Genomic DNA, 19,339 nt, shown 5'->3' with positions numbered 1-19,339 from the left:
TGGCGGCGGCCCCCCAAATCACTGTCGGATTACGGGCACACCGAGCCTAGGCGAGGTGCCGAGTGTTGGGGCAAGAGCCCTTTGGTTACTTTGGGCTGGGCCGGCATTCCGGCTTTTCCAAAGTGACCCGCCGTAAGGGCGGAACCATAAGTAGCCGTTACCGAAGAAACGGATATACCCCCAATCACAACCCCTGACTCCCCCGAATCAAATCATAAGCCTTACGCGCAATCGGATTCGCCGTATTCGGCCGAATCCAAAGGTAATACGTGACCTCCGGCAACCGCGGCAACCCATCCGTCTCCCCCAACACCCGCATATCCGGGCCCAGCATCTCCATACTCCGCGGCGTCACCCCCAACCCCGCCCGAGTCGCCGCTTTAATCCCGATCAAATTCGACGCCAGATACGCCTGGCGCCACGGGATATTCGCCCGCTCCAGCGCCTCCAACGCATACCGCCGATAAATACTCGGCTCATCCACCAGAATCAGCGGCAACGGCTCACTCGGCTGGTGAATGTACTGCGCCGAACAAATCCACCACACCGGCGAGGTCCTCAACGCAAATCCCTCAAGGTTCGGATCCGAGCGCGTGGAAATCACCATGTCCACCTTGCCCCGGTGCAAGTCATCCATCAAAAACGGACTGCGCCCCACATCAATCTCCAGCCGCAAGCGCGGTGCCGAGCGGGCGATGTGGCTGAGGATCGGCGGCAAAATCGTGTCGGCAATGTCATGGGGCGAACCAATACGCAGCACCCCACTCAAGCTGCTCTCACGCAACGAATTCAACGCGTCGTCATTGAGCGACAACATCTGCCGCGCATGCCGCAACAGCTGCAAACCCGGTTCGGTCAGTTGTTTCTGCCGGCCGCGTTTTTCAAACAGGCTCACGCCCACTTGCTGTTCCAGGCGTTGCATGTGCTGGGTCACGGAGGACTGGGTACGCGCCAAGTGCGTGCCGGCTTCGGCGAAGCTGTGGTGGTCGACCACGGCGATAAAGGTGCGCAGGAGTTCGAGATCGAGGGTCGACATGGCCATTTCCAGAGGCGTTTTTATATCAAGGGCGTGAAGTTAAACATTACAGATTTTAATGTGTTGTTGAAGCGGTTTTTTATAGCGTCCAATAAAACATGGGTTATGCCTGAATGCGAGGTTGCCCATACACGGCAAGTTATAACGATATGAGATATTTGCATTTCCGTTGCCCCCGCACTCTCCCTAGCATGCCCCTCCATCAGGTCGGGGTACGCCGATCATTAGCCTGGGGGAAGTCCAATGATGTTCAAGAAATGGTTGCCGAGGGTCCTGGGCACGGCAGTGGCCTTGGGGGCGAGTGTGGCGGCGCAGGCCGATGCGACCCTGGACAAGATCGAGCAACGCCATGTGTTGGTGGTTGGCGTGCTGCTGTCCGGTGGCCCGTTCGGCAGCATCGACCCGAGCACCCAGCAACCCAAGGGCTTGAACGTCGACCTGGCCAATGAATTGGGGCGTCAGCTCAAGGCGCAGGTGCAACTGGTACCGGTACTGCCGGCCAACCGCGTGCAGTTTCTGCAACAGGGCAAGGTCGACCTGCTGATCGCCAACATGGAATGGACCGCCGAGCGCGGTGAAATTCTCGGCTTTGTGCCCACGCCGTTCTACCGCATCGGGGGCACCGCCGCGGTGCTCAAGGACAGCAAGATCACTCGCTGGGAAGACCTCAAGGACCAGCCGGTGTGCACGTCCCAGGGCAGCAGCTACGTGAAGCCGTTGACCGAATTCGGCGCCCAGATCAAAGCCTTCAAGAGTTCGTCCGAATCGCTGTTGGCCCTGCGTGGCAACAACTGCGTGGCCGCCGTGCATGACTCCACCCTGGTCAACCCGCTGATCAACGACAGCCCGGAATGGAAGGACTACCGCGCCATCAGCCCGGAGCTGAACCCGGCGCCGTCGGTGATCTGGACCCGTCGCGGGGAGAGCGACACCCAGGCCAGGCTCGACCCGATCGTCAAGGAACTGCACCGCAGCGGCTGGCTGATCGAAGCCCAGACCCGTAACCGCATCAGCCCCGCGTCGCCGGCGCTGGTGGAATTGCAAAAACAGTTCAAGGGCGCCTGAACATGCACTTCAAAACCTTCGCCGCACTCGGCCTGGCCTTGTGCGCCGGCTTCGCCCACGCCGATGCCACCCTCGACAAGATTCAGCAGCGCCACGCCATCAGCGTTGGCGTGATCCTCAGCGGCCCGCCGTTTGGCACCCTCGACCCCAAGACCGGTGAACACCTGGGCTACAACGTGGAGTTGGCCAAGGGCATCGGCCAGGCGCTGGGCGTCGAGACCAAGACGGTGTCCGTGCTGGCGCCCAACCGCGTGCAGTTCCTGCAGCAGGGCAAGGTCGACATCCTGATCGCCAACATGCAGTTCACCGAAGAGCGCGCCGAGATCCTCGACTACGTGCCCACGCCCTATGAAGAAGTCGGCGGCGCGGCGTTGATTCGCAAAGGCGCCGGGATCACGCAGTGGGCCGACCTCAAGGACAAGCCGGTGTGCGTGTCCCAGGGCAGCAACTTCATCAAGCCGCTGCAAGAGACCTACGGCGCGCAGATCAAGGCGTTCCGCAGCCAGTCCGAATCGCTGCTGTCGTTGCGCGGCAACGGGTGCGTAGCGGCGGTGCACGTCAGCCCGACCCTGCATGCGTTGCTCAGTGATGCCGAATGGTCCGGTTATGAGATCCCGCTGCCGGGGGACCTGATTCCGTCCAAATCGGTGATCTGGATTCGCAAGGGCGAACACGACACCCAGGCCAAGCTCGATGCCATCGTGCGTGACTGGCACAAGAGCGGTTTCCTGATCGCCCTGGGCGAGCGCACCGGCATGGCACCGTCCCAGGCCCTGCGTGATTTGCACGAGCAGTACAGCCATGAGTGACGCGTTGTTCGCCACCTTGCAACACCTGCTCGGCGCGGCCCATGTGCAAACCTCTGAAGAGGCCGCGCATTACCTCACCGATAAGCAAGGCCGCTACACCGGCCAGGTGATCGCGGCGGTGCATCCGGCCAACACCGAAGAAGTCGCGGCGGTGGTGCGCGCCTGCGTGGCGTTGAAAGCGCCCATCGTGGTGCAGGGCGGCAATACCGGGCTGATGGCCGGCGCCACGCCGGATGCCAGCGGGCGTTCGGTCTTGTTGTTGCTCGACCGCATGAACCGCGTGCGCAACATCGACACCGACAACGACACCCTGACCGTGGAGGCCGGCTGCATCCTGCAAAACGTCCAGCAGGTGGCCCGTGATGCCGATCGCCTGTTCCCGCTGAGCCTGGGCGCCGAGGGCAGTTGCACCCTGGGCGGCAACCTTGGCACCAACGCGGGTGGCACCGGCGTGCTGCGCTATGGCAACACCCGCGAGTTGACCCTGGGCCTGGAAGTGGTGACCGCCGAAGGCGAGATCTGGCACGGCCTGCGCGGCTTGCGCAAGGACAACACCGGCTACGACCTGCGTGACCTGTACATCGGCAGCGAAGGCACCCTGGGCATTATCACGGCGGCCACCCTCAAGCTGTTCCCGCTGCCCAAGGCCCAGGCCACGGCGTTTCTGGCCTTTGATGAACTGGCCCAGGCCGTGGCGTTCCTGTCCCATGCCCGGGCGGGGTTTGGCGCGAGCCTCACGGCGTTCGAATTGCTCACGGCAGACTGCCTGGCGTTGCTGCGCGAGCAGTTCCCCGACGGCCCGCAACCGTTCAAAAACGCCGGCCAACCCTGGTTCGCCTTGATCGAACTCTCGGATAACCACGGCGAAAGTCAGGCACGGGAAGCCTTCGAGCGGGTGCTGGGCGATGCCTTCGAAAACAACCTGTTGAGCGACGCACTGATCGCCGAAAGCCTCGCCCAGAGCGAAGCCCTGTGGCTGTTGCGTGAGAACATGAGCGAGGCGCAGAAGCGCGCCGGGCGCAATATGAAGCACGACATCTCGGTGCCGATTTCACAGGTGGTGGCGTTCGTCGCGCATACCGACGCGTTGCTGCAGCAACATTTCCCCGGTGTGCGCAACTTCACGTTCGGCCATTTGGGCGACGGCAACCTGCACTACAACGTGGCCCATCCGCTGGATTCGACGGTGGAGGCGCACATGGCTCACTACGCCGAGCTGAGCGCCCTGGTGCACGACAGCGCCCATGCCCATGGTGGTTCGATCAGCGCCGAGCACGGCATCGGCCAGCGCAAGGTCGGCATGCTCAGCCGTTATAAAAGCCCGGTGGAGCTGGATCTGATGCGTCGCATCAAACAGGCCCTCGACCCGCACAACCTGCTCAATCCCGGCAAAGTCCTTGAGGTGCAGCCATGACCGTACGCCTGTCCCGGCGCGTGCAGCGGGTGTCGCTGTCGGCCAACGCGGCCGCCAAGTCCCGTGCCACCGAATTGCGTGAAGCCGGGCGCGATATCCTCGACCTCACCACCGGCGAGCCGGATTTCGATACGCCGCAGCACATCAAACAGGCCGCCTATGCGGCCATCGCGGCGGGCGCGACCAAATACACGCCCACGCCGGGCGTCAAGGCGTTGCGCCTGGCGGTGCAGCGCAAGCTGGCGGAGGAAAACCGCCTGGACTATCCGTTGTCGTCCATCGTGATCGCCAACGGCGCCAAACAGATCATTTTCAATGCGTTTGCCGCCACCCTGGACGACGGCGATGAAGTGCTGGTGCCCACGCCGTACTGGCCGTCGTTCCCTGACAGCGTGCGCTTCAACGGCGGCGAGCCGGTGTTCATCGAATGCGGGCTGGAGCAGGGCTGCAAATTGCGGCCGGCCCAGTTGGAACAGCACATCACCGGGCGTACGCGCTGGCTGATCCTCAACGGCCCGGGCAACCCCAGCGGCGCGGTGTACAGCGAAGCCGAGTTGCGCGCGTTGGCGCAGGTACTGCGTCGCCATCCCCAGGTGCTGGTCCTGCTGGATGAGCTGTACGAGCACATTCGCTTTGACGGGCATCCACCCCAAAGCCTGTTGAACGTGGCGCCGGACCTGCTGCCGCGCAGCTTGCTGGTGGGCGGTGTGTCCAAGACCTACGCCATGACCGGCTGGCGCATCGGCTTCGGTGCCGGGCCCAAGCACCTCACCGACGCGATGGCCGTGGTGCAATCCCAATCCACCTCCGGGGCGTCATCGGTGGGGCAGGCGGCGGCATTGGCGGCCTACAACGGTGGGCTGGATTTTCTCGCGGAGCAGGTTGCGGCTTACCAGTTGCGCCGTGACATCTTGGTCAACACCCTTGAAACCGTCGAAGGTCTGGAAGTGCTGGAACCCCAGGGCGGCTTCTTTGTGTTCGTGCGCTGCGTCGGGCTGCTGGGGCGCCATCGTCCCGACGGGGTGCGCATCGACAACGATGAGGATGTCGTGGCCTGGCTGCTGGAAGAGGGCGTGGCCGGTGTGGCGGGCAGTGCCTACGGCCTGTCGCCGTGGTTTCGCCTGTCCATTGCCACCGCGACCGACAGCGTGGCCGAAGCCGGGCGGCGCATCGCCGCTGCCTGCGGGAAATTGCAATGATGGAGGCGTTCGTCCACTGGGCTGCAAGCATTGGCCTGAACTACAACTTCCTGCTCGACGCCTACCAGCGCGGCACGCTGGTACAGGGCGCGTGGACCACCGGCTTGCTCTGTGTGTTCACCATCATCGGCAGCCTGCTGGCGGGCACCGGCCTGGCAGCGATGCTGACGTCGGGCAACCCGTGGCTGGCCAAGCCTGCGCGGGTGTTCGTGGAGGTGACGCGCAATACGCCGACCCTGGTGCAGCTGTACTGCGCGTTCCTGGTGTTGAACATGCTGTTGACCCAGGCCGTCGGCGCCGCCAACCCACTCACGCCGTTCGCCTGGGTGGTCATCGTGATCTCGCTGCACAAGGGCGCGTTCCATGCCGAAGCCTTGCGCGCCGGTATTGAAGCGGTGCCCGCCGTGACCCTGGAGGCCGCCAGTTCCCTGGCCTTCAGCAACCGCCAGTTGCTATGGAACGTGCAGTTGCCCCTGGCTCTGCGTTTTGCCTTGCCGTCGCTGATCAACAACCTGATCGACCTGGTGAAGATGACCGCCGTGGCCTCGGCAATTGCGGTGGGCGACATCACCTACGCGGCGATCATGATCTGGACCCAGAGTGACAACGTGCTGGAGCTGATGATTCTGATCCTGAGCTTTTTCGGCTTGCTGAGTTTTACCGTCAATTGTGTGGGGCGCTGGCTGGAAGCGCGCCTGAGGATGCCCGGCTATGGCCATTGATTCATTCCCGGTGCTGTCGGCATTGCTGCAATGGTCGCCGGCACTGGTGGCCGGTTTTGGCCAGAACATCTTGATCAGCGTGGTGGCGATCGGGCTGGGCTCGGTGCTCGGCCTGTTGATCGGCGCGCTGGCCTTGTCGCCGTTGGGCGGTGTTGCGCGGTTGTGGGTGCAGGTGTTTCGCAATGCGCCCTGGCTGGTGCTGATCTACTTCACCACTTACGTGTTCCCGTTCGAGATCCACATTGGCAGCAGCTATGTGTCGTTCCCCGATTGGGTCAAGGTCACCCTCGGCCTGGCCTTGCCGGCGAGCGCCAACGTGGCGGAGATCTTTCGCGGCGCCATCGGCTCGATCCCCAGCACCCAGTGGGAGGCTGCGCGTTCACTGGCGTTCACCCGGGGCCAGCTGTTCCGTTCGATCATCCTGCCGCAGTGCTTCAAGCGCATGTTGCCGCCGTGGATGAACCTGTATGCGGTGGTGACCATGGGCACCGCGCTGGCTTCGCTGGTGGGCGTGCATGACGTGATCGACACCGCGCAGATCGCCAGCAACACGGTGAACATGACCGGTTTCACCGTGGTGATCTACCTGAGCCTGCTGGTGCTGTTCTTTGCCTACTGCTACCCGATTTCCCGCCTGACCCAACACCTGGAGCGCCGTTATGCCTTCTATTGAACCCTTGGTGAGCCTGCGGGATGTGCACCTGTCGTTCGGCGCCAACCCGGTGCTCAAGGGCATCGACCTGGACGTGCAGCGCGGCCAGGCGGTGTCGATCATCGGCCCGTCGGGCTCGGGCAAATCCACGATCCTGCGTTGCATCACCGGGTTGTTGCAGCCCCAGCGCGGCAGCATTCGCGTGGGTCAGACCCAGGTCGACACCCTGGCCCAGGAAGCCCAGCGTATCGAGTTGCGCAAGCGCGTGGGCTTTGTGTTCCAGCAGTACAACCTGTTCCCGCACCTGTCGGTGCTGGAAAACCTGGTGATCGCCCCGCGCAAGGTACTGGGGCGCAGCCGTGCTGATGCCGAGAAAGACGCACGGGCGTTGCTCGCCAAAGTGCGCATGGAGCACAAGGCCGACGCCTACCCGGGCCAGCTCTCCGGCGGTCAGCAACAGCGCGTGGCGATTGCCCGTGCCCTGGCGATGCGCCCGGAGCTGATCCTGTTCGACGAAGTGACCTCTGCCCTGGACCCGGAAACCGTCGGCGAAGTGCTGACCGTCATCCGCGAACTGACTGAAGAGGGCATGACCTGCGTGCTGGTCACCCATGAAATGCGCTTCGCCGAAGAGATCAGCGACGTGGTGTATTTCACCGAAAACGGCGTGATCGTCGAGCATGGCAGCGCGCAGCAGATCTTCCAGCACCCGGCCAGCGAACGCACCCAGACGTTCCTGCGCCATGCCCTGGGCGATTCGGGGCGCCGTGGCCCCATCGCCCACGACCCGTACCTGTTGACCAATTTGAGCCGATACAGCCTGTCTGTCTGATAAGAGGAAATGCGTGATGAGTACCGAAAACCGTGCCGACGTGATCGAAGCGTTCTTGCAGCAGATCCGCGTGATCAATCAGCGCGGCGTAGACCGTGCGGCCCTGGTGGAAATCGTCAGTCTGCTGGAAGCCCTGGCCGAACGCCGTGACCTGTTCAACTTCGACGAATTCCCCGCGCCGGTGCCGGGGCAGGGCAGCACGGCCTTTCGCTATCGCCTGAATGACGACGGCGACACGCCGACCCTGTACCTCAACTCGTTGCTGCCGGGCAAAAGCACGATCCCGCACAACCACGAGACCTGGGCGATCATCAGTGCCATCGAAGGCCAGGAGATCAACTATGTCTACACCCGCAGTGACGAAGGTCGCGAGCCTGGTTTCACCACCCTGAGCCTGGAGAAGGAAGTGATCGTGCAGCCCGGTACGTCGATCTCGTTCCTCGGTGAAGACCTGCATGGCATCAAGGTGGAAGGCGAGCAGGCGACCCTGCATTTCCACTTGTACGGCTTGCCGCTGGAATCGCTGAACGGCCGGTATGGCGTGGAAGCGGACGGACGCATCCTCAACTACAACGCCTCGCAAATGGCGCCGTCCATCAAAGCCTATTGATAAGCATGCCACCCATTAACGGTGGGAGCACTTTCTGTGGCGAGGGTGCTTGCTCCCGCTGGGGCGCGTAGCGGCCCTGAACCCTGCGATTGATTTTCAACTGGAAAAACGCGGCCTGTGTTGGGGCTGCTGCGCAGCCCAGCGGGAGCAAGCTCCCTCGCCACAAAAGCCAGTTTCCACAGCATGATCGGCGTTCGTCCGAGGGAGTTTTTATGATTGATCTGTATTACTGGCCCACGGGAAACGGCTTGAAAGTCGGCATCCTGCTGGAAGAGCTTGGGCTCGAATACCGACTGGTGCCGGTGAACATCCGTGAAGGCCAGCAGAAGCACGCGGACTTCCAGCGCATCAGTGCCAACGGGCGCATCCCGGCGATTGTCGACCATCGCCCCGAGGGGCCGCTGAGCCTGTTCGAATCCGGCGCAATCCTCAATTACCTGGCTGACAGCACCGGGCAGTTCCTGCCTCCGGCCGGCACTGCCGAGCGGCAGAAGGTGCAGGAATGGCTGTTCTGGCAGGTGGGGCACATCACCCCATACCTGAGCCAATTGCAGCTGTTCAAGGAGAAGGCGCCGGAGCCGATTCCGTTCGCCCTCGACCTGCTCAATGCCGAAGCCACCCGCTTGTACCGCGTGCTGGAGCAGCGCCTGGGCGAAGTGCCCTACGTGGCGGGTGAGTATTCGGTGGCCGACATGGCGATCTTCCCGTGGATCCAGCCGCTGCGCCAAGGCCAGGACCTGGCGGGCTACCCGCACATCCAGGCCTGGCGTGAGCGCATCAAGGCGCGTCCGGCGGTGCAGCGCGCCTATGCCAAGGGCCGCGACGTGGCGGCGGGCGAGCGCTCGTTGGCGTTGCAGTAACTCATTTCATACTTTGTTGGGACTTCCATGAGCCAGACCATCACCCCGAGTCAACTGCAGCAATGGCTGTTCGACGGGCAGGAAATCGCCGTATTCGACGTGCGCGAACACGGGCAGTACGGCGAAGCCCATCTGTTCCACGGGGTGAACCTGCCCTATAGCCGCCTGGAGCTGGAAGTGCGCCGTTTGGCGCCGAACCCCCAGGTGCGCCTGGTGATCTACGATCAGGACCAGGGCGAAGTGGCCACACGTACCGCACAGCGCCTGCACGCCTTGGGCTACCGCCAGGTGCATGTACTGGAGGGTGGCGCAAACGGTTGGCAGGCGGCAGGTTTGCAGCTGTTTGCGGGCGTGCATGTGCCGTCCAAGGCGTTTGGCGAGTTGGTGGAAGAGGCCAGCCACACGCCCCACGTCACGGCGCGGCAACTGGCCGAGTGGCAGGCCCGTGGCGAGCCGTTGGTGGTGCTGGACGGGCGGCCGTTCGATGAATACCGCAAGATGACAATCCCCGGCTCCATCTGCTGCCCGAACGGTGAGCTGGGCTACCGCGTGCACGACTTGGTGCCGGACGACAGCACACCCATCGTGGTCAATTGCGCCGGGCGCACCCGCAGCATCATCGGCGCGCAGACGCTGATCAACCTGGGCGTGAAGAACCCGGTCTACGCCCTGGAAAACGGCACCCAGGGCTGGTACCTGGAAGATTTCCAGCTGGAGCACGGCAGCACCCGACGCTACGCCGACGCGGTCAGCAGCGATCTGGCTGCACAGCGCCACGCCGCGCAGCAGTTGGCACAGCGGGCGGGGGTGGTGAGCGTGTCGGCGGAGCAGGTGCGGCAATGGGCCGATGACGCGGGGCGCAGCCTGTTCCTGTGTGACGTGCGCACCGCCGAGGAGTTTGCCGCAGGCACCTTGCCCGGCGCGCAACACACGCCGGGCGGGCAGTTGATCCAGTCCACCGACCTGTACATCGGCGTGCGCCAGGCCCGGGTGGTGCTGGTCGACAGCGATGGTATTCGCGCGCCAATCGTGGCCAGTTGGTTGCGTCAGTTGGGGCATGAGGCGTATGTGCTGAGCGGCGGCGTCGACAGTGGCCTGGCCTTGCCGGTGCAGGCGCCGGTGGCTTACGAGCCTTTGCCGCTGATCAGCGCACAAGGTTTTGAGCTGAGTGAAGTCAACCTGATCGACCTGCGCCCGAGCATGGTGTACCGCAAGGGGCATATCCCAGGCTCGCGCTGGTCGATCCGCTCACTGCTCAACGCCGACCAGCGCCCTTTGGTGCTGGTGGCTGATGATCCGGCGCTGGCAGCGTTTGCAGCCCTTGGCTTGGACGCAAAACTGCTCGACGGTGGTTTTGCCGCCTGGGCTGCCGCCGGCCTGCCGGTGAGTGAAGACCCGCAGAACCCGCCGGACGCGCAGTGCATCGACTTCCTGTTTTTCACCCACGACCGCCACAGCGGCAACAAGGACGCCGCGCGCCAGTACCTGGCCTGGGAAATCGGTTTGCTGGCACAGATGAGTCCGGCGGAAATCGCCAGCCTCAAGCCGCTGGTGCCGACGTCCCGTGTGCGTACCCGGTTGATCCACGCCGCCCGCACGGAAAAAGGCCAGGGTGGCCGTGCGGTCAACGTGCCGGTCACGCGTATCAGCACGGTGCTGTTCGACAACCTCGCCCAGATGCGCGATGCCCGCGCCCGCCGTGACAGTGAACGCGTACTGACCTACGGTGCTCGGGGCAACCCCACCTCCCATGCCCTGGAAGACCTGGTCACCGAGTTGGAAGGTGGCTATCGCACGCGTCTCTATGGCACCGGCCTGGCTGCGGCAGCCCAGGTATTCCTGGCTTATCTGCGCCCAGGCGATCACGTGTTGATCACCGACGCGGTGTACTCCCCGGTGCGCAAGCTGGCCCGGGAGTTCCTGCAGCCGTTTGGCATTGAAGTCAGTTATTTCGCGCCGGACGGCAAGGGGCTCGAAGCGCAACTGCAAGCCAACACGAGGCTGGTCTACGCCGAGGTGCCCGGCTCGTTGTTGTATGAATTGTGCGACTTGCCGGCCATTGCAGCCTTGTGCAAGCCGCGCAATATCCTGCTGGCCGTCGACAACACCTGGGGTTCGGGCTACCTGTATCGCCCGCTGGCGCTGGGCGCGGACATCTCGATCATGGCCCTCACCAAATACCTCGGCGGCCACAGCGATGTGATGATGGGCAGCGTGTGCACCAGCGCAGCGGCCTGGCCGGCGTTGGGCCGCATGAGTGACACCTTTGGCAACGCGGTGAGTGCCGACGATGCTTACCTGGTGTTGCGGGGCGCGCGCACCTTGGCGTCACGCCTGGACGTGCATGAGCGCGGCGCGGTGGAGATCGCCCAGTGGTTGCAGGCGCAACCGCAGGTCAAGCGAGTGTTCCATCCGGCGTTGCCGGAGCACCCAGGGCATGCGTTGTGGCGACGGGATTTCACCGGCAGCAATGGGTTGTTGTCGTTTGAGCTGGCCAATGCAGACGCGGCGTACGTCGAGCGGTTGATCGACGGCTTGCAGCTGTTCGGGTTGGGCGCATCGTGGGGCGGCTATGAAAGCCTGGTCACCGTGGCCGATACCCAGGACCGCGACAGTGCAGCCGATCGCGGGCTGAACCCGGTGGTGCGCCTGCACATCGGGCTGGAGGACGTGGCGGCATTGATCGAGGATTTGCAGCGCGGGTTTGCGGCGGCAGGCTGAAAAAAAGATCGCTCCCACGCCCGGTGGGAGCGATCAGGCCGGTCAGTGTTTGACCGGTGTTGGCAGCGTCACGAGGTTGACGTAGCCATCCCAGAATTGCTTCTGGTCTACGCCGAACACCACTTTGGCTTTTTGCGTGCCCACCGGCGCGCCTTTCTTGTAGCCCAGTGCGCGGCCGTAGTCGGCGCCGAAGGTGGCGTCCACGTCTACCCACAGGTCGCGGGATTCGGTGACGATCTGCGGGTTGACCAGATACAGCGCCGGCAAGCTGTCCCACGTAAAGCTATGGTAGCCCGGGTCTTTGTCGAACAGCGGTCCGAACTCATGTTTGTACAGGTCGGCAATCGCGCCTTTCTTGGCGATCACGCGCTGGTACACCGCCTTGTCGAAGGTGACTTTCTCGCACACGTCGTTGGGGAAAATCACGTGTTCGATCGGTGAGCGCAACACGATCTTCGCGGCCTCCGGGTCAAACCACCAGTTGAACTCCGCCGCTGGCGTGGTGTTGCCCGGGATCTCCAGCGCGCCGCCCATGTACACGATGCGCTTGATCAGCGGCACGATGTCCGGTGCCGAGCGAATGGCCAGGGCGATGTTGGTCAGCGGGCCGACCGCGAGGATCGTCACCTGGTGCGGGTTGGCCCGCACGCTCTGCACGATGAACTGCGCGGCGGTCTCACTGCGCAGTTGGGTGTGGGTGGCCAGGCCGTCCGGTGGCGCGATCAACTGCGACGGTGAGGTCGGGCGAGGGTTCTTGAACGCCCCCGGCCAGCCCGCGCCGAACAGGGTTTTTTCTGCCTCGTAGGTGGCGTAGTCATGCAGCAGCGGGTAGGCGGCGCCGGAATAGACGCCCACCTGTTTTTCCACGCCCATGCGTTCCACGGCCTTGAGGGCGTCAACCTGCTCCTGGTCGACCCAGGCATTGCCGCTGACCAGGGTCATGCCCAACAACTCGATGCGTTTTTGCGCATGCAGCTGGGCGAGCATGATGAAGGCCTGGCCGTCATCGTTGAGCACGTTGAAGTCGGTGTCGAAGATGACCTTTTCAGCAGCTTGTGCGGTACCGGCACATAAACCGACCGCAACGAGCAGCGCACAGCGTTTCAGGAAGCCTTGCATGGTGATTCATCCGAAAAATTATTGTTGTCAACGGTTCACCAGTTTCGCCGGCAAGGCGATGACCAGGAAGCTGCTGAGGATCAGGCAGCCCGCGAAAAACCACAAGGCACCGGCGCTGCTGCCTGTGACGTCGATCGCAACGCCCATCAACGAGTTGCTCACCAAGCCGGCAATGTTCGCCACCGAACAGGCCAGGGCAAAGCCCGTGGCAGCCGCGGTGCCTTTGAGAAAGGTGGCCGGCAGGCTGAAAAACACGGGCACCGCGCCGATGATCGCGGCCGAGGCGATGGCGAACAGCGCAACCGTGGCCGCCACGTTATGGGTAAAGAAGGTGCTGGTGGCCATGGCCGCCGCGCCGATGAAGAACGGCACGATGATGTGCCAGCGGCGTTCGCGGTGTTTGTCCGAGCTGGCGCCGATCAGCAGCATGCCGAGCAAGGCCGCGATGCTCGGCAGCGCGGTGAGTACACCAATATGGAAGGTGTCGGTCACGCCGGCATTGCGGATGAAAGTCGGCATCCAGAAACCCATGGCGTAGGCGCTGAGCAGGATCGAGAAGTCGATACCGCCGAGCATCCACACCTTGAGGTTGAAGAAGCCGTCGCGAAAACTGTGCTTGCTGCCGGTGGCGTCGGCCTCGTCCTTGCGCAGTTCGCTTTCCAGCAGGGCTTTTTCTTCATCCGACAGCCATTTGGCCTGCTGGTAGGTGTTGGGCAAGGCCCAGAAGGTCAGCACGCCGAGCAATACGCTGGGCACGGCCTCGATCAGGAACAGCCATTGCCAGCCGCGCAGGCCGCCCATCTGGTCGAAGTGGCCCATGATCCAGCCGGACAGCGGGCCGCCGATCACGCTGGACAGCGGCAGGCCGATCATGAACAGCGCGATGATGCGCCCGCGTCGGTGGGTGGGGAACCAAGTGGTCAGGTAATACAGCACGCCCGGCAGGAAACCCGCTTCGGCGGCGCCAAGCAAAAAGCGCAGGATGTAGAACTGGGTGGTGGAGGTGACCAGCATGGTGCAGGCCGACAGCAGGCCCCAGGTGATCATGATGCGCGCGATCCAGATCTTCGCGCCCACCCGCTCCAGCACCAGGTTGCTTGGCACTTCAAAGATGATGTAGCCCACGAAGAACAGCCCGGCGCCGAGGCCGAACGCGGTTTCGCTGAAGTGCAGTTGGTCGAGCATCTGCAACTTGGCGAAGCCGATGTTGATACGGTCCAGGTAGGCCGCGAGGTAACAGAAACACAGGAACGGAATCAGCTTCCAGGTGATCTTGTGGTAGAGCGTGGTGACGGGGTCGGCGACGGTGGTCGCGGGCGCTGCATTCGCAATGGGCATTGGGGTGTCTCCTGGCGGTGACTTATGGTTTTTATACGGCCGCTTTGTTCCAGCACTTCGGAGTGCTGTAGAAGCGACTTCCAAAGGCAGTGTCAGAAGACTGAGGGGGTCCTGCTGGAGGTGATCCAGTGTGGGAGCGAGCAAGCCCGCTCCCGCATTAGATTGCATTCCAATGGGCCCTCAGTTTTTTCAGGACCACGCTCTATGGCGCAGTTCCTAATAGCGTCTTATTGCTCCCTGAACTTACTCATCGCCTCCTGCTTGCTCACCACGTCGCCATACTTGCTGTCGATATCGAACAGGTTGGCTTCATGGGGGGCCGGGTGTCGATCGCCGACGCACTCGCGCACGACGATGGTGCGAAACCCGTGTTGCACGGCATCCACCGCCGTGGCGCGGATGCAGCCGCTGGTGGAGCAGCCGGCCAGCACCACGGTGTCGATGCCTTGGGCGTGCAGCATCGGGGCCAGGCTGCTGCCAAAAAACGCGCTGGCATACTGCTTGGTGATCACCACTTCATCGGCCTGGGGCAACACCTCGCTGCAAAACGCGGCGAGCGGGTTGCCTTCGACCATGTCTTTCATGACCGGGGCCTTCTTGACCCAGATCCCGCCATCGACGAAATGGCCGGGATGGTAGCGGATATTGGTGTGCACCACCGCAATCCCATGTTTACGCGCGGCGGCCAACAGCTCCACGCTTTCGGCCACGGCACTGACCACGCCTGGCGCAAACAGCGGTGCGCCTTCGGTGGTGTAGCCCTGCATGAAGTCGATCATCAGCAGCGCGGCCTTTTTGCCAAAGCCGATGCGATTACCCCATACGCCCTGGTAGTTGGCGTCGGCGGATTGTTCGTTCATCACAAAGCCCCTCAGTAAGCGCCGGAGAGCAGGGCGCCGGCGCCGGGCACGATAGGCTCCAGGTCCAGGGCCTTGAGCATGGCGTAGGTAGTGGCGATGGCAGCGGTCAGCACCGGTTTGCCGGTTTGCGCCTCGACCTTGGCCACCACCGGCAGCGATTGCATCTGCACGCAGGCAGACAGCACGATCACGTCAACGCCTTCCAGGTTCATGCCAGCGACGATGGCCGGCAGGTTGGCCGGGTCGTGGCGGGCCACTTCGAGGTTGTCGGGGATCTCCAGCGCGCGCCAGTCCACCACCTCAAAGCCTTCTTCGCGGATGTAGTTCACCACCAGCTCGGTGAGCGGCTTCATGTACGGCGCAACGATGGCGATGCGCTTGGCGCCCATCACCTTGAGGCCTTCAATCAACGCACCGGCACTGGTGATCACCGGGGCGTTGGCGTCGTTGTCGGCGGTGGCCTTGCGCAGGCGTTGCTCGGAGTTACGGTGATAACCCAGGCCCATGGCCATGATTGCCACCAGGCAGGCGTAGCCCAGCACGTCGACCTTGGCGTCGGACAGCTCGACGGCGCAACGGTCGGACTCGCCGTCCATCGCCGCCAGCTCTTCCTTGCGCACTTGCTTCATGCGCATGCGGCTGGAGTGAAAGGTAAAGCGCTCCGGGCGGATGGCCTGGCGTGCGGTGAGCATCGCCGGGATCTCGGTTTCCATGGTGGTGTTGGAGCTCGGCACGATCTGGCCGATGCGGTAAGGCTTGAGCATGGTGGTTTCCCTTATTGTTCGGTGGGTAGGAAGTCGCCCAGGGCGTCGAAGAAGCCTTGGAGGTCGTCCCACGGAATCATGTGCCCGGCGTTGGCCACGCGAACCACGTGGATCGCCGGTTGCAGGTCCTGAATCTCGGCGACGTCTTCATCGAGGATCACGCCGCCACGCCCGGCCACCATCAACAGGGCAGGGGCCTTGAGGTGGGGCAGGTCTTGATGGAAGTCGACGTCGTGAAAATCATTGAAGGCGCGCACGATGGCCGGCTCGAAGCAGGTGTGCAGCCATTCGGCGCGCAATTGCAGTTGTTCCTCGGTCCAGGTGGCGCAGAAGGCGCGCATGGCCTCCGCATCCATGCCGACCAGCGACTGGCGGATGGAGTCGACGTACCACGGCAACTTGCTCGGGTATTCACGGCGGCCGGGACCGGACACCGGTGGATCGATCAGCACCACGCGGTTCACGCCTTGGGGGTGCTTGACCGCACTGCGCACGGCAAAGCGTGCGCCCATGGAGTGGCCGACCAGATGGTAGCGGTCGAGGTTGAGCGCTTGGGCAAACGCGCCGATATCGTCGGCACAGGTCTCAGCGCTGTAATCCAGCTCGGGGCCGGTGGACGACAGGCCGCGCCCACGCACGTCGAGCACGTAGGTGTCGTAGTGCACACCGAGGCGCTCGGCCACAAAACCCCAGGTGATCGCCGGGCTGGTGATGCCCGGGATCAGGATCAGCGCCGGGCCCTTGCCGCCGTAACGCAGGTAGTGCTGGCGGATGCCATTGGCCTGGACGTTGCCGCCGTAGAGGAAGGTGCTCACGCGGCCACCCCCGATTTCAGCTCCTGGGCGTACAGGTCATAGCCGTAGACCCAGGCCGGGTCTTCTTGCGTGCGCAGCCAGGTGTTGGCGTTGGACACGGCCTGCACGCGGGATGCACGTTCCTTGCGGTTGGCTTCGTAGAGCTGGAATGCGGTGCGGTAGTCGCTGATGCCGGTTTCCTGCAGGCAGCGAGTGAGCATGGCAGCGTCTTCGATGGCCATGCCGGCGCCCTGGGCCATGTGCGGTTTCATCGGGTGGCAGGCGTCGCCCAGCAGCACCAGGCGACCACGGCTCCACAGCGGCAATGGGTTGCGGTTGCGCAGCGGCCATTTGGTCACGCTTTCGGTGGATTCGATCAGCGCCTGCACGGTGGGGTGGTAGCCCTTGAAGGCGTCGAACATCTCTTCGCGGCTGCTGTCGACGAAGGCGCCCTGGAAGTCCCATTCGGCGTGGGGCACGCCGGTCACGTAGTAGTACTCGTCGCGCTTGCCGGTGGTGTAGTAGACCATCATGTGGCGGTCTTCGGTCCACCACTTGATGCAGTCTTCGAACTTGAGGTCGTACTTGGCCAACTGGTCGCCACGGATCAGCGCCCGGTGCGCGACCCAGCCGCTGTACAGCGGTTTTTCCACGCCCAGCAGTTCTTCGCGGATCTTGGAGTTGATGCCGTCGGCGCCGATCACGATGTCGGCGTAGGTCACCTCGCCATCGGCGAAGGTCAGGCGCACCTGGGTGTCGGTTTCTTCGAGGGTTTCCAGGCGCTTGTTGAAGTGCAGGGTGCCCGGCTTGAGGGTGGACATCTGCAGGGCATGCAGGTCACCGCGGTGCACGGTGATGTAGGACGCACCGTAGCCGGTGAGGGGGATGCGTGACAGGTAATCACCGCTTTCGCCGCAACGGCTGAACCAGTGCTCGGGGTGCGAGCCCATCAGGTCCAGCTGCTTTTCGATGCCCATGCGGCGGAAGATTTTCATGATGTTGGGACCCATGTGGATCCCCGCACCCAGCCGGGAGAATTCTGGCGCTTGCTCGTAGATGTCCACATCGAAGCCAGCTTGCTGCAACAGGGTGGCGGCTGCGGCACCGCCAAGGCCGGCGCCGACGATGGCGATTTTCTGTGTGCTTCCCATGGGGCGTGATCCTCTCTCTTTTTGATTTTTGGCGGCGTCTGTCCGCAAGGTTTTTAAAGTGTATACGCTCATTTTTTGAAATGGGAAGCCCGCGTCTAAAAAATTATTTTTTGGCCATATTTATCCTGTGTAACGGGTTGTAGCCATTAAATAGTGGGTTTGTGTGGATTGGTAACGTTTTGGCGCGGTGCTTGCAGTCAGCCTGCAATTCAGGTCTTATCGTCAGTAATTGGCGTATACGCTATAAAAGTGCACTAGAGTGAAGCGCGGTGCTTGAACTTGGTGCAGCCCCACAGGAGACAGGAAAATGCCGGTAAGCGATTGCGAACTGACCCAGATGTTCGAGCATGTGTTGAAGCTGTCGAAGGTCGACCCGACCCAGAGCGTCGCCGTGCTCAAGAGCCATTACTCCGACCCGCGCACCGTGCGTGCCGCCATGGACGCCGCCCAGCGGCTGGGGGCCAAGGTGTATGCGGTGGAGCTGCCGTCGTTCAATCATCCCAAGGCGATGGGCAATGACATGACCGCCTACTGCGGCGACACCGCGCTCACCGGCAACCTCGCCGCCCAGCGTGCTCTGGAGGCGGCGGATCTGATCGTCGACACCATGATGTTGCTGCACTCGCCGGAGCAGGAGCAGATCCTCAAGACCGGCACCCGCATCCTGCTGGCCGTGGAGCCCCCGGAAGTGCTGGCGCGCATGTTGCCCACCGAGGAAGACAAGGTGCGCGTTCTGGCGGCGGAGCAGTTGCTGAAAAAGGCCCGCTCGATCCACGTCAAATCCCGCGCCGGCAGTGATTTCCGCGCCGCCCTGGGGCAATACCCGTCGGTGACTGAGTACGGCTTTGCCGATGAGCCGGGGCGCTGGGACCACTGGCCCAGCGGCTTCCTGTTCTCGTGGCCCAACGAGGAAACCGCCGAGGGCGTGCTGGTGCTGGATATCGGCGACATCCTGCTGCCGTTCAAGACCTACACCCGCGAGAAGATCACCCTGGAGATCGAGAAGGGCTTTATCACCAGGATCCACGGCGGCTTCGAGGCTGAGTACCTGCGCGACTACATGAAGTACTTCAACGACCCCGAGGTGTACGGCATCTCTCATATTGGCTGGGGCCTGCAGCCACGGGCGCAGTGGACGGCCATGGGCCTGCACGACAAGAACGACGGCATGTGCATGGACGCGCGGGCGTTCTATGGCAACTTCCTGTTCTCCACCGGGCCGAACACAGAAGTCGGCGGCACACGCAAGACGCCGTGCCATATGGACATTCCGCTGCGTCACTGCGATGTCTACCTGGATGACGAGGCCGTGGTAATCGCCGGTGACGTCGTCGCCCCCGCAGCCTCCCTGGCTCGCTAAACATCCCCCCTGCTTCTGTGGCGAGGGAGCTTG

At 63.1% G+C, this 19,339-nt stretch carries 18 protein-coding genes; 11 read left to right on the top strand and 7 right to left on the bottom strand.

The window, feature by feature from the left end; translation table 11 throughout:
* Positions 1–184: 184 nt before the first annotated feature.
* Complete coding sequence (locus ACVWVP_RS13100) at positions 185–1,036, bottom strand: LysR substrate-binding domain-containing protein (protein WP_025858264.1); 852 nt, start codon at positions 1,034–1,036, stop codon at positions 185–187.
* Between the two features lie 243 nt (positions 1,037–1,279).
* On the opposite strand from ACVWVP_RS13100, the gene ACVWVP_RS13095 reads away from it, so the two are divergent.
* From ACVWVP_RS13095 to metC, 10 genes are all read left to right on the top strand, one after another.
* Entirely contained in the window at positions 1,280–2,101 is an 822-nt protein-coding gene (locus ACVWVP_RS13095) for a transporter substrate-binding domain-containing protein (protein WP_178924505.1), read from the top strand.
* 2 nt (positions 2,102–2,103) lie between these two features.
* Positions 2,104–2,910: a transporter substrate-binding domain-containing protein gene (locus tag ACVWVP_RS13090; protein ID WP_178924507.1), complete on the top strand. Its 807-nt coding sequence runs from the start codon at positions 2,104–2,106 to the stop codon at positions 2,908–2,910.
* Positions 2,903–4,324 (top strand): FAD-binding oxidoreductase, encoded by a 1,422-nt coding sequence (locus ACVWVP_RS13085; RefSeq protein WP_178924509.1) that lies wholly within the window; start codon positions 2,903–2,905, stop codon positions 4,322–4,324. Before ACVWVP_RS13090 ends, ACVWVP_RS13085 begins: the two co-directional genes overlap by 8 nt.
* The gene (locus tag ACVWVP_RS13080) at positions 4,321–5,523 is read left to right on the top strand and encodes an aminotransferase class I/II-fold pyridoxal phosphate-dependent enzyme (protein WP_457406342.1); all 1,203 of its coding nucleotides are present in this window, start codon (positions 4,321–4,323) and stop codon (positions 5,521–5,523) included. Before ACVWVP_RS13085 ends, ACVWVP_RS13080 begins: the two co-directional genes overlap by 4 nt.
* Complete coding sequence (locus tag ACVWVP_RS13075) at positions 5,520–6,245, top strand: amino acid ABC transporter permease (RefSeq protein ID WP_259171274.1); 726 nt, start codon at positions 5,520–5,522, stop codon at positions 6,243–6,245. The genes ACVWVP_RS13080 and ACVWVP_RS13075 overlap by 4 nt, the downstream gene beginning before the upstream one ends.
* Positions 6,235–6,918, top strand: a complete 684-nt coding sequence (locus ACVWVP_RS13070) for an amino acid ABC transporter permease (RefSeq protein ID WP_178924515.1) — start codon at positions 6,235–6,237, stop codon at positions 6,916–6,918. The genes ACVWVP_RS13075 and ACVWVP_RS13070 overlap by 11 nt, the downstream gene beginning before the upstream one ends.
* Complete coding sequence (locus ACVWVP_RS13065; RefSeq protein WP_176998123.1) at positions 6,905–7,729, top strand: amino acid ABC transporter ATP-binding protein; 825 nt, start codon at positions 6,905–6,907, stop codon at positions 7,727–7,729. The genes ACVWVP_RS13070 and ACVWVP_RS13065 overlap by 14 nt, the downstream gene beginning before the upstream one ends.
* A 16-nt stretch (positions 7,730–7,745) precedes the next feature.
* Positions 7,746–8,339, top strand: a complete 594-nt coding sequence (locus tag ACVWVP_RS13060; protein ID WP_178924519.1) for a cysteine dioxygenase family protein — start codon at positions 7,746–7,748, stop codon at positions 8,337–8,339.
* Positions 8,340–8,551: 212 nt separating this feature from the next.
* Complete coding sequence (locus ACVWVP_RS13055) at positions 8,552–9,199, top strand: glutathione S-transferase family protein (RefSeq protein ID WP_457406339.1); 648 nt, start codon at positions 8,552–8,554, stop codon at positions 9,197–9,199.
* Between the two features lie 27 nt (positions 9,200–9,226).
* Positions 9,227–11,920: a cystathionine beta-lyase gene (gene metC, locus ACVWVP_RS13050; RefSeq protein WP_457406337.1), complete on the top strand. Its 2,694-nt coding sequence runs from the start codon at positions 9,227–9,229 to the stop codon at positions 11,918–11,920.
* Positions 11,921–11,962: 42 nt separating this feature from the next.
* Here metC and ACVWVP_RS13045 read toward each other — a convergent pair whose 3' ends face one another.
* From ACVWVP_RS13045 to ACVWVP_RS13020, 6 genes are all read right to left on the bottom strand, one after another.
* On the bottom strand, positions 11,963–13,039 hold the full coding sequence (locus tag ACVWVP_RS13045; RefSeq protein ID WP_259171280.1) for a nucleoside hydrolase: 1,077 nt from the start codon (positions 13,037–13,039) through the stop codon (positions 11,963–11,965).
* A gap of 27 nt (positions 13,040–13,066) precedes the next feature.
* The gene (locus ACVWVP_RS13040) at positions 13,067–14,377 is read right to left on the bottom strand and encodes an MFS transporter (RefSeq protein WP_178924527.1); all 1,311 of its coding nucleotides are present in this window, start codon (positions 14,375–14,377) and stop codon (positions 13,067–13,069) included.
* A 227-nt stretch (positions 14,378–14,604) separates the two neighbouring features.
* A complete protein-coding gene (locus tag ACVWVP_RS13035; protein WP_457406335.1) occupies positions 14,605–15,237 on the bottom strand; it encodes an N-carbamoylsarcosine amidohydrolase in 633 nt (210 codons plus the stop codon).
* Between the two features lie 11 nt (positions 15,238–15,248).
* Positions 15,249–16,001 carry a maleate cis-trans isomerase family protein gene (locus ACVWVP_RS13030; RefSeq protein ID WP_122307871.1) on the bottom strand — a complete coding sequence of 251 codons (753 nt, stop codon included), beginning with the start codon at positions 15,999–16,001 and terminating at the stop codon, positions 15,249–15,251.
* A gap of 11 nt (positions 16,002–16,012) precedes the next feature.
* The gene (locus ACVWVP_RS13025; RefSeq protein ID WP_457406333.1) at positions 16,013–16,816 is read right to left on the bottom strand and encodes an alpha/beta fold hydrolase; all 804 of its coding nucleotides are present in this window, start codon (positions 16,814–16,816) and stop codon (positions 16,013–16,015) included.
* Complete coding sequence (locus ACVWVP_RS13020; RefSeq protein WP_176998131.1) at positions 16,813–17,946, bottom strand: FAD-dependent monooxygenase; 1,134 nt, start codon at positions 17,944–17,946, stop codon at positions 16,813–16,815. The genes ACVWVP_RS13025 and ACVWVP_RS13020 overlap by 4 nt, the downstream gene beginning before the upstream one ends.
* 307 nt (positions 17,947–18,253) lie before the next feature.
* Between ACVWVP_RS13020 and ACVWVP_RS13015 the strand changes: the two genes are divergently transcribed.
* On the top strand, positions 18,254–19,306 hold the full coding sequence (locus tag ACVWVP_RS13015) for a 2,5-dihydroxypyridine 5,6-dioxygenase (protein WP_178924532.1): 1,053 nt from the start codon (positions 18,254–18,256) through the stop codon (positions 19,304–19,306).
* Positions 19,307–19,339: the final 33 nt, after the last annotated feature.

It is taken from the genome of Pseudomonas sp. TE24901, assembly GCF_054058375.1.
This window is presented reverse-complemented; position numbering and strand designations above follow the sequence as displayed.

What these genes read in the sequence shown, in the direction of transcription:
- ACVWVP_RS13065 (WP_176998123.1), top strand. Translation starts at nt 6,905, where the DNA reads ATGCCTTCTATTGAACCCTTGGTGAGCCTGCGGGATGTGCACCTGTCG.
- ACVWVP_RS13030 (WP_122307871.1), bottom strand. Translation starts at nt 16,001, where the DNA reads ATGCTCAAGCCTTACCGCATCGGCCAGATCGTGCCGAGCTCCAACACC.
- metC (WP_457406337.1), top strand. Translation starts at nt 9,227, where the DNA reads ATGAGCCAGACCATCACCCCGAGTCAACTGCAGCAATGGCTGTTCGAC.
- ACVWVP_RS13015 (WP_178924532.1), top strand. Translation starts at nt 18,254, where the DNA reads ATGCCGGTAAGCGATTGCGAACTGACCCAGATGTTCGAGCATGTGTTG.
- ACVWVP_RS13045 (WP_259171280.1), bottom strand. Translation starts at nt 13,039, where the DNA reads ATGCAAGGCTTCCTGAAACGCTGTGCGCTGCTCGTTGCGGTCGGTTTA.
- ACVWVP_RS13075 (WP_259171274.1), top strand. Translation starts at nt 5,520, where the DNA reads ATGATGGAGGCGTTCGTCCACTGGGCTGCAAGCATTGGCCTGAACTAC.
- ACVWVP_RS13070 (WP_178924515.1), top strand. Translation starts at nt 6,235, where the DNA reads ATGGCCATTGATTCATTCCCGGTGCTGTCGGCATTGCTGCAATGGTCG.
- ACVWVP_RS13040 (WP_178924527.1), bottom strand. Translation starts at nt 14,377, where the DNA reads ATGCCCATTGCGAATGCAGCGCCCGCGACCACCGTCGCCGACCCCGTC.
- ACVWVP_RS13085 (WP_178924509.1), top strand. Translation starts at nt 2,903, where the DNA reads ATGAGTGACGCGTTGTTCGCCACCTTGCAACACCTGCTCGGCGCGGCC.
- ACVWVP_RS13080 (WP_457406342.1), top strand. Translation starts at nt 4,321, where the DNA reads ATGACCGTACGCCTGTCCCGGCGCGTGCAGCGGGTGTCGCTGTCGGCC.
- ACVWVP_RS13035 (WP_457406335.1), bottom strand. Translation starts at nt 15,237, where the DNA reads ATGAACGAACAATCCGCCGACGCCAACTACCAGGGCGTATGGGGTAAT.
- ACVWVP_RS13095 (WP_178924505.1), top strand. Translation starts at nt 1,280, where the DNA reads ATGATGTTCAAGAAATGGTTGCCGAGGGTCCTGGGCACGGCAGTGGCC.
- ACVWVP_RS13020 (WP_176998131.1), bottom strand. Translation starts at nt 17,946, where the DNA reads ATGGGAAGCACACAGAAAATCGCCATCGTCGGCGCCGGCCTTGGCGGT.
- ACVWVP_RS13100 (WP_025858264.1), bottom strand. Translation starts at nt 1,036, where the DNA reads ATGTCGACCCTCGATCTCGAACTCCTGCGCACCTTTATCGCCGTGGTC.
- ACVWVP_RS13090 (WP_178924507.1), top strand. Translation starts at nt 2,104, where the DNA reads ATGCACTTCAAAACCTTCGCCGCACTCGGCCTGGCCTTGTGCGCCGGC.
- ACVWVP_RS13055 (WP_457406339.1), top strand. Translation starts at nt 8,552, where the DNA reads ATGATTGATCTGTATTACTGGCCCACGGGAAACGGCTTGAAAGTCGGC.
- ACVWVP_RS13060 (WP_178924519.1), top strand. Translation starts at nt 7,746, where the DNA reads ATGAGTACCGAAAACCGTGCCGACGTGATCGAAGCGTTCTTGCAGCAG.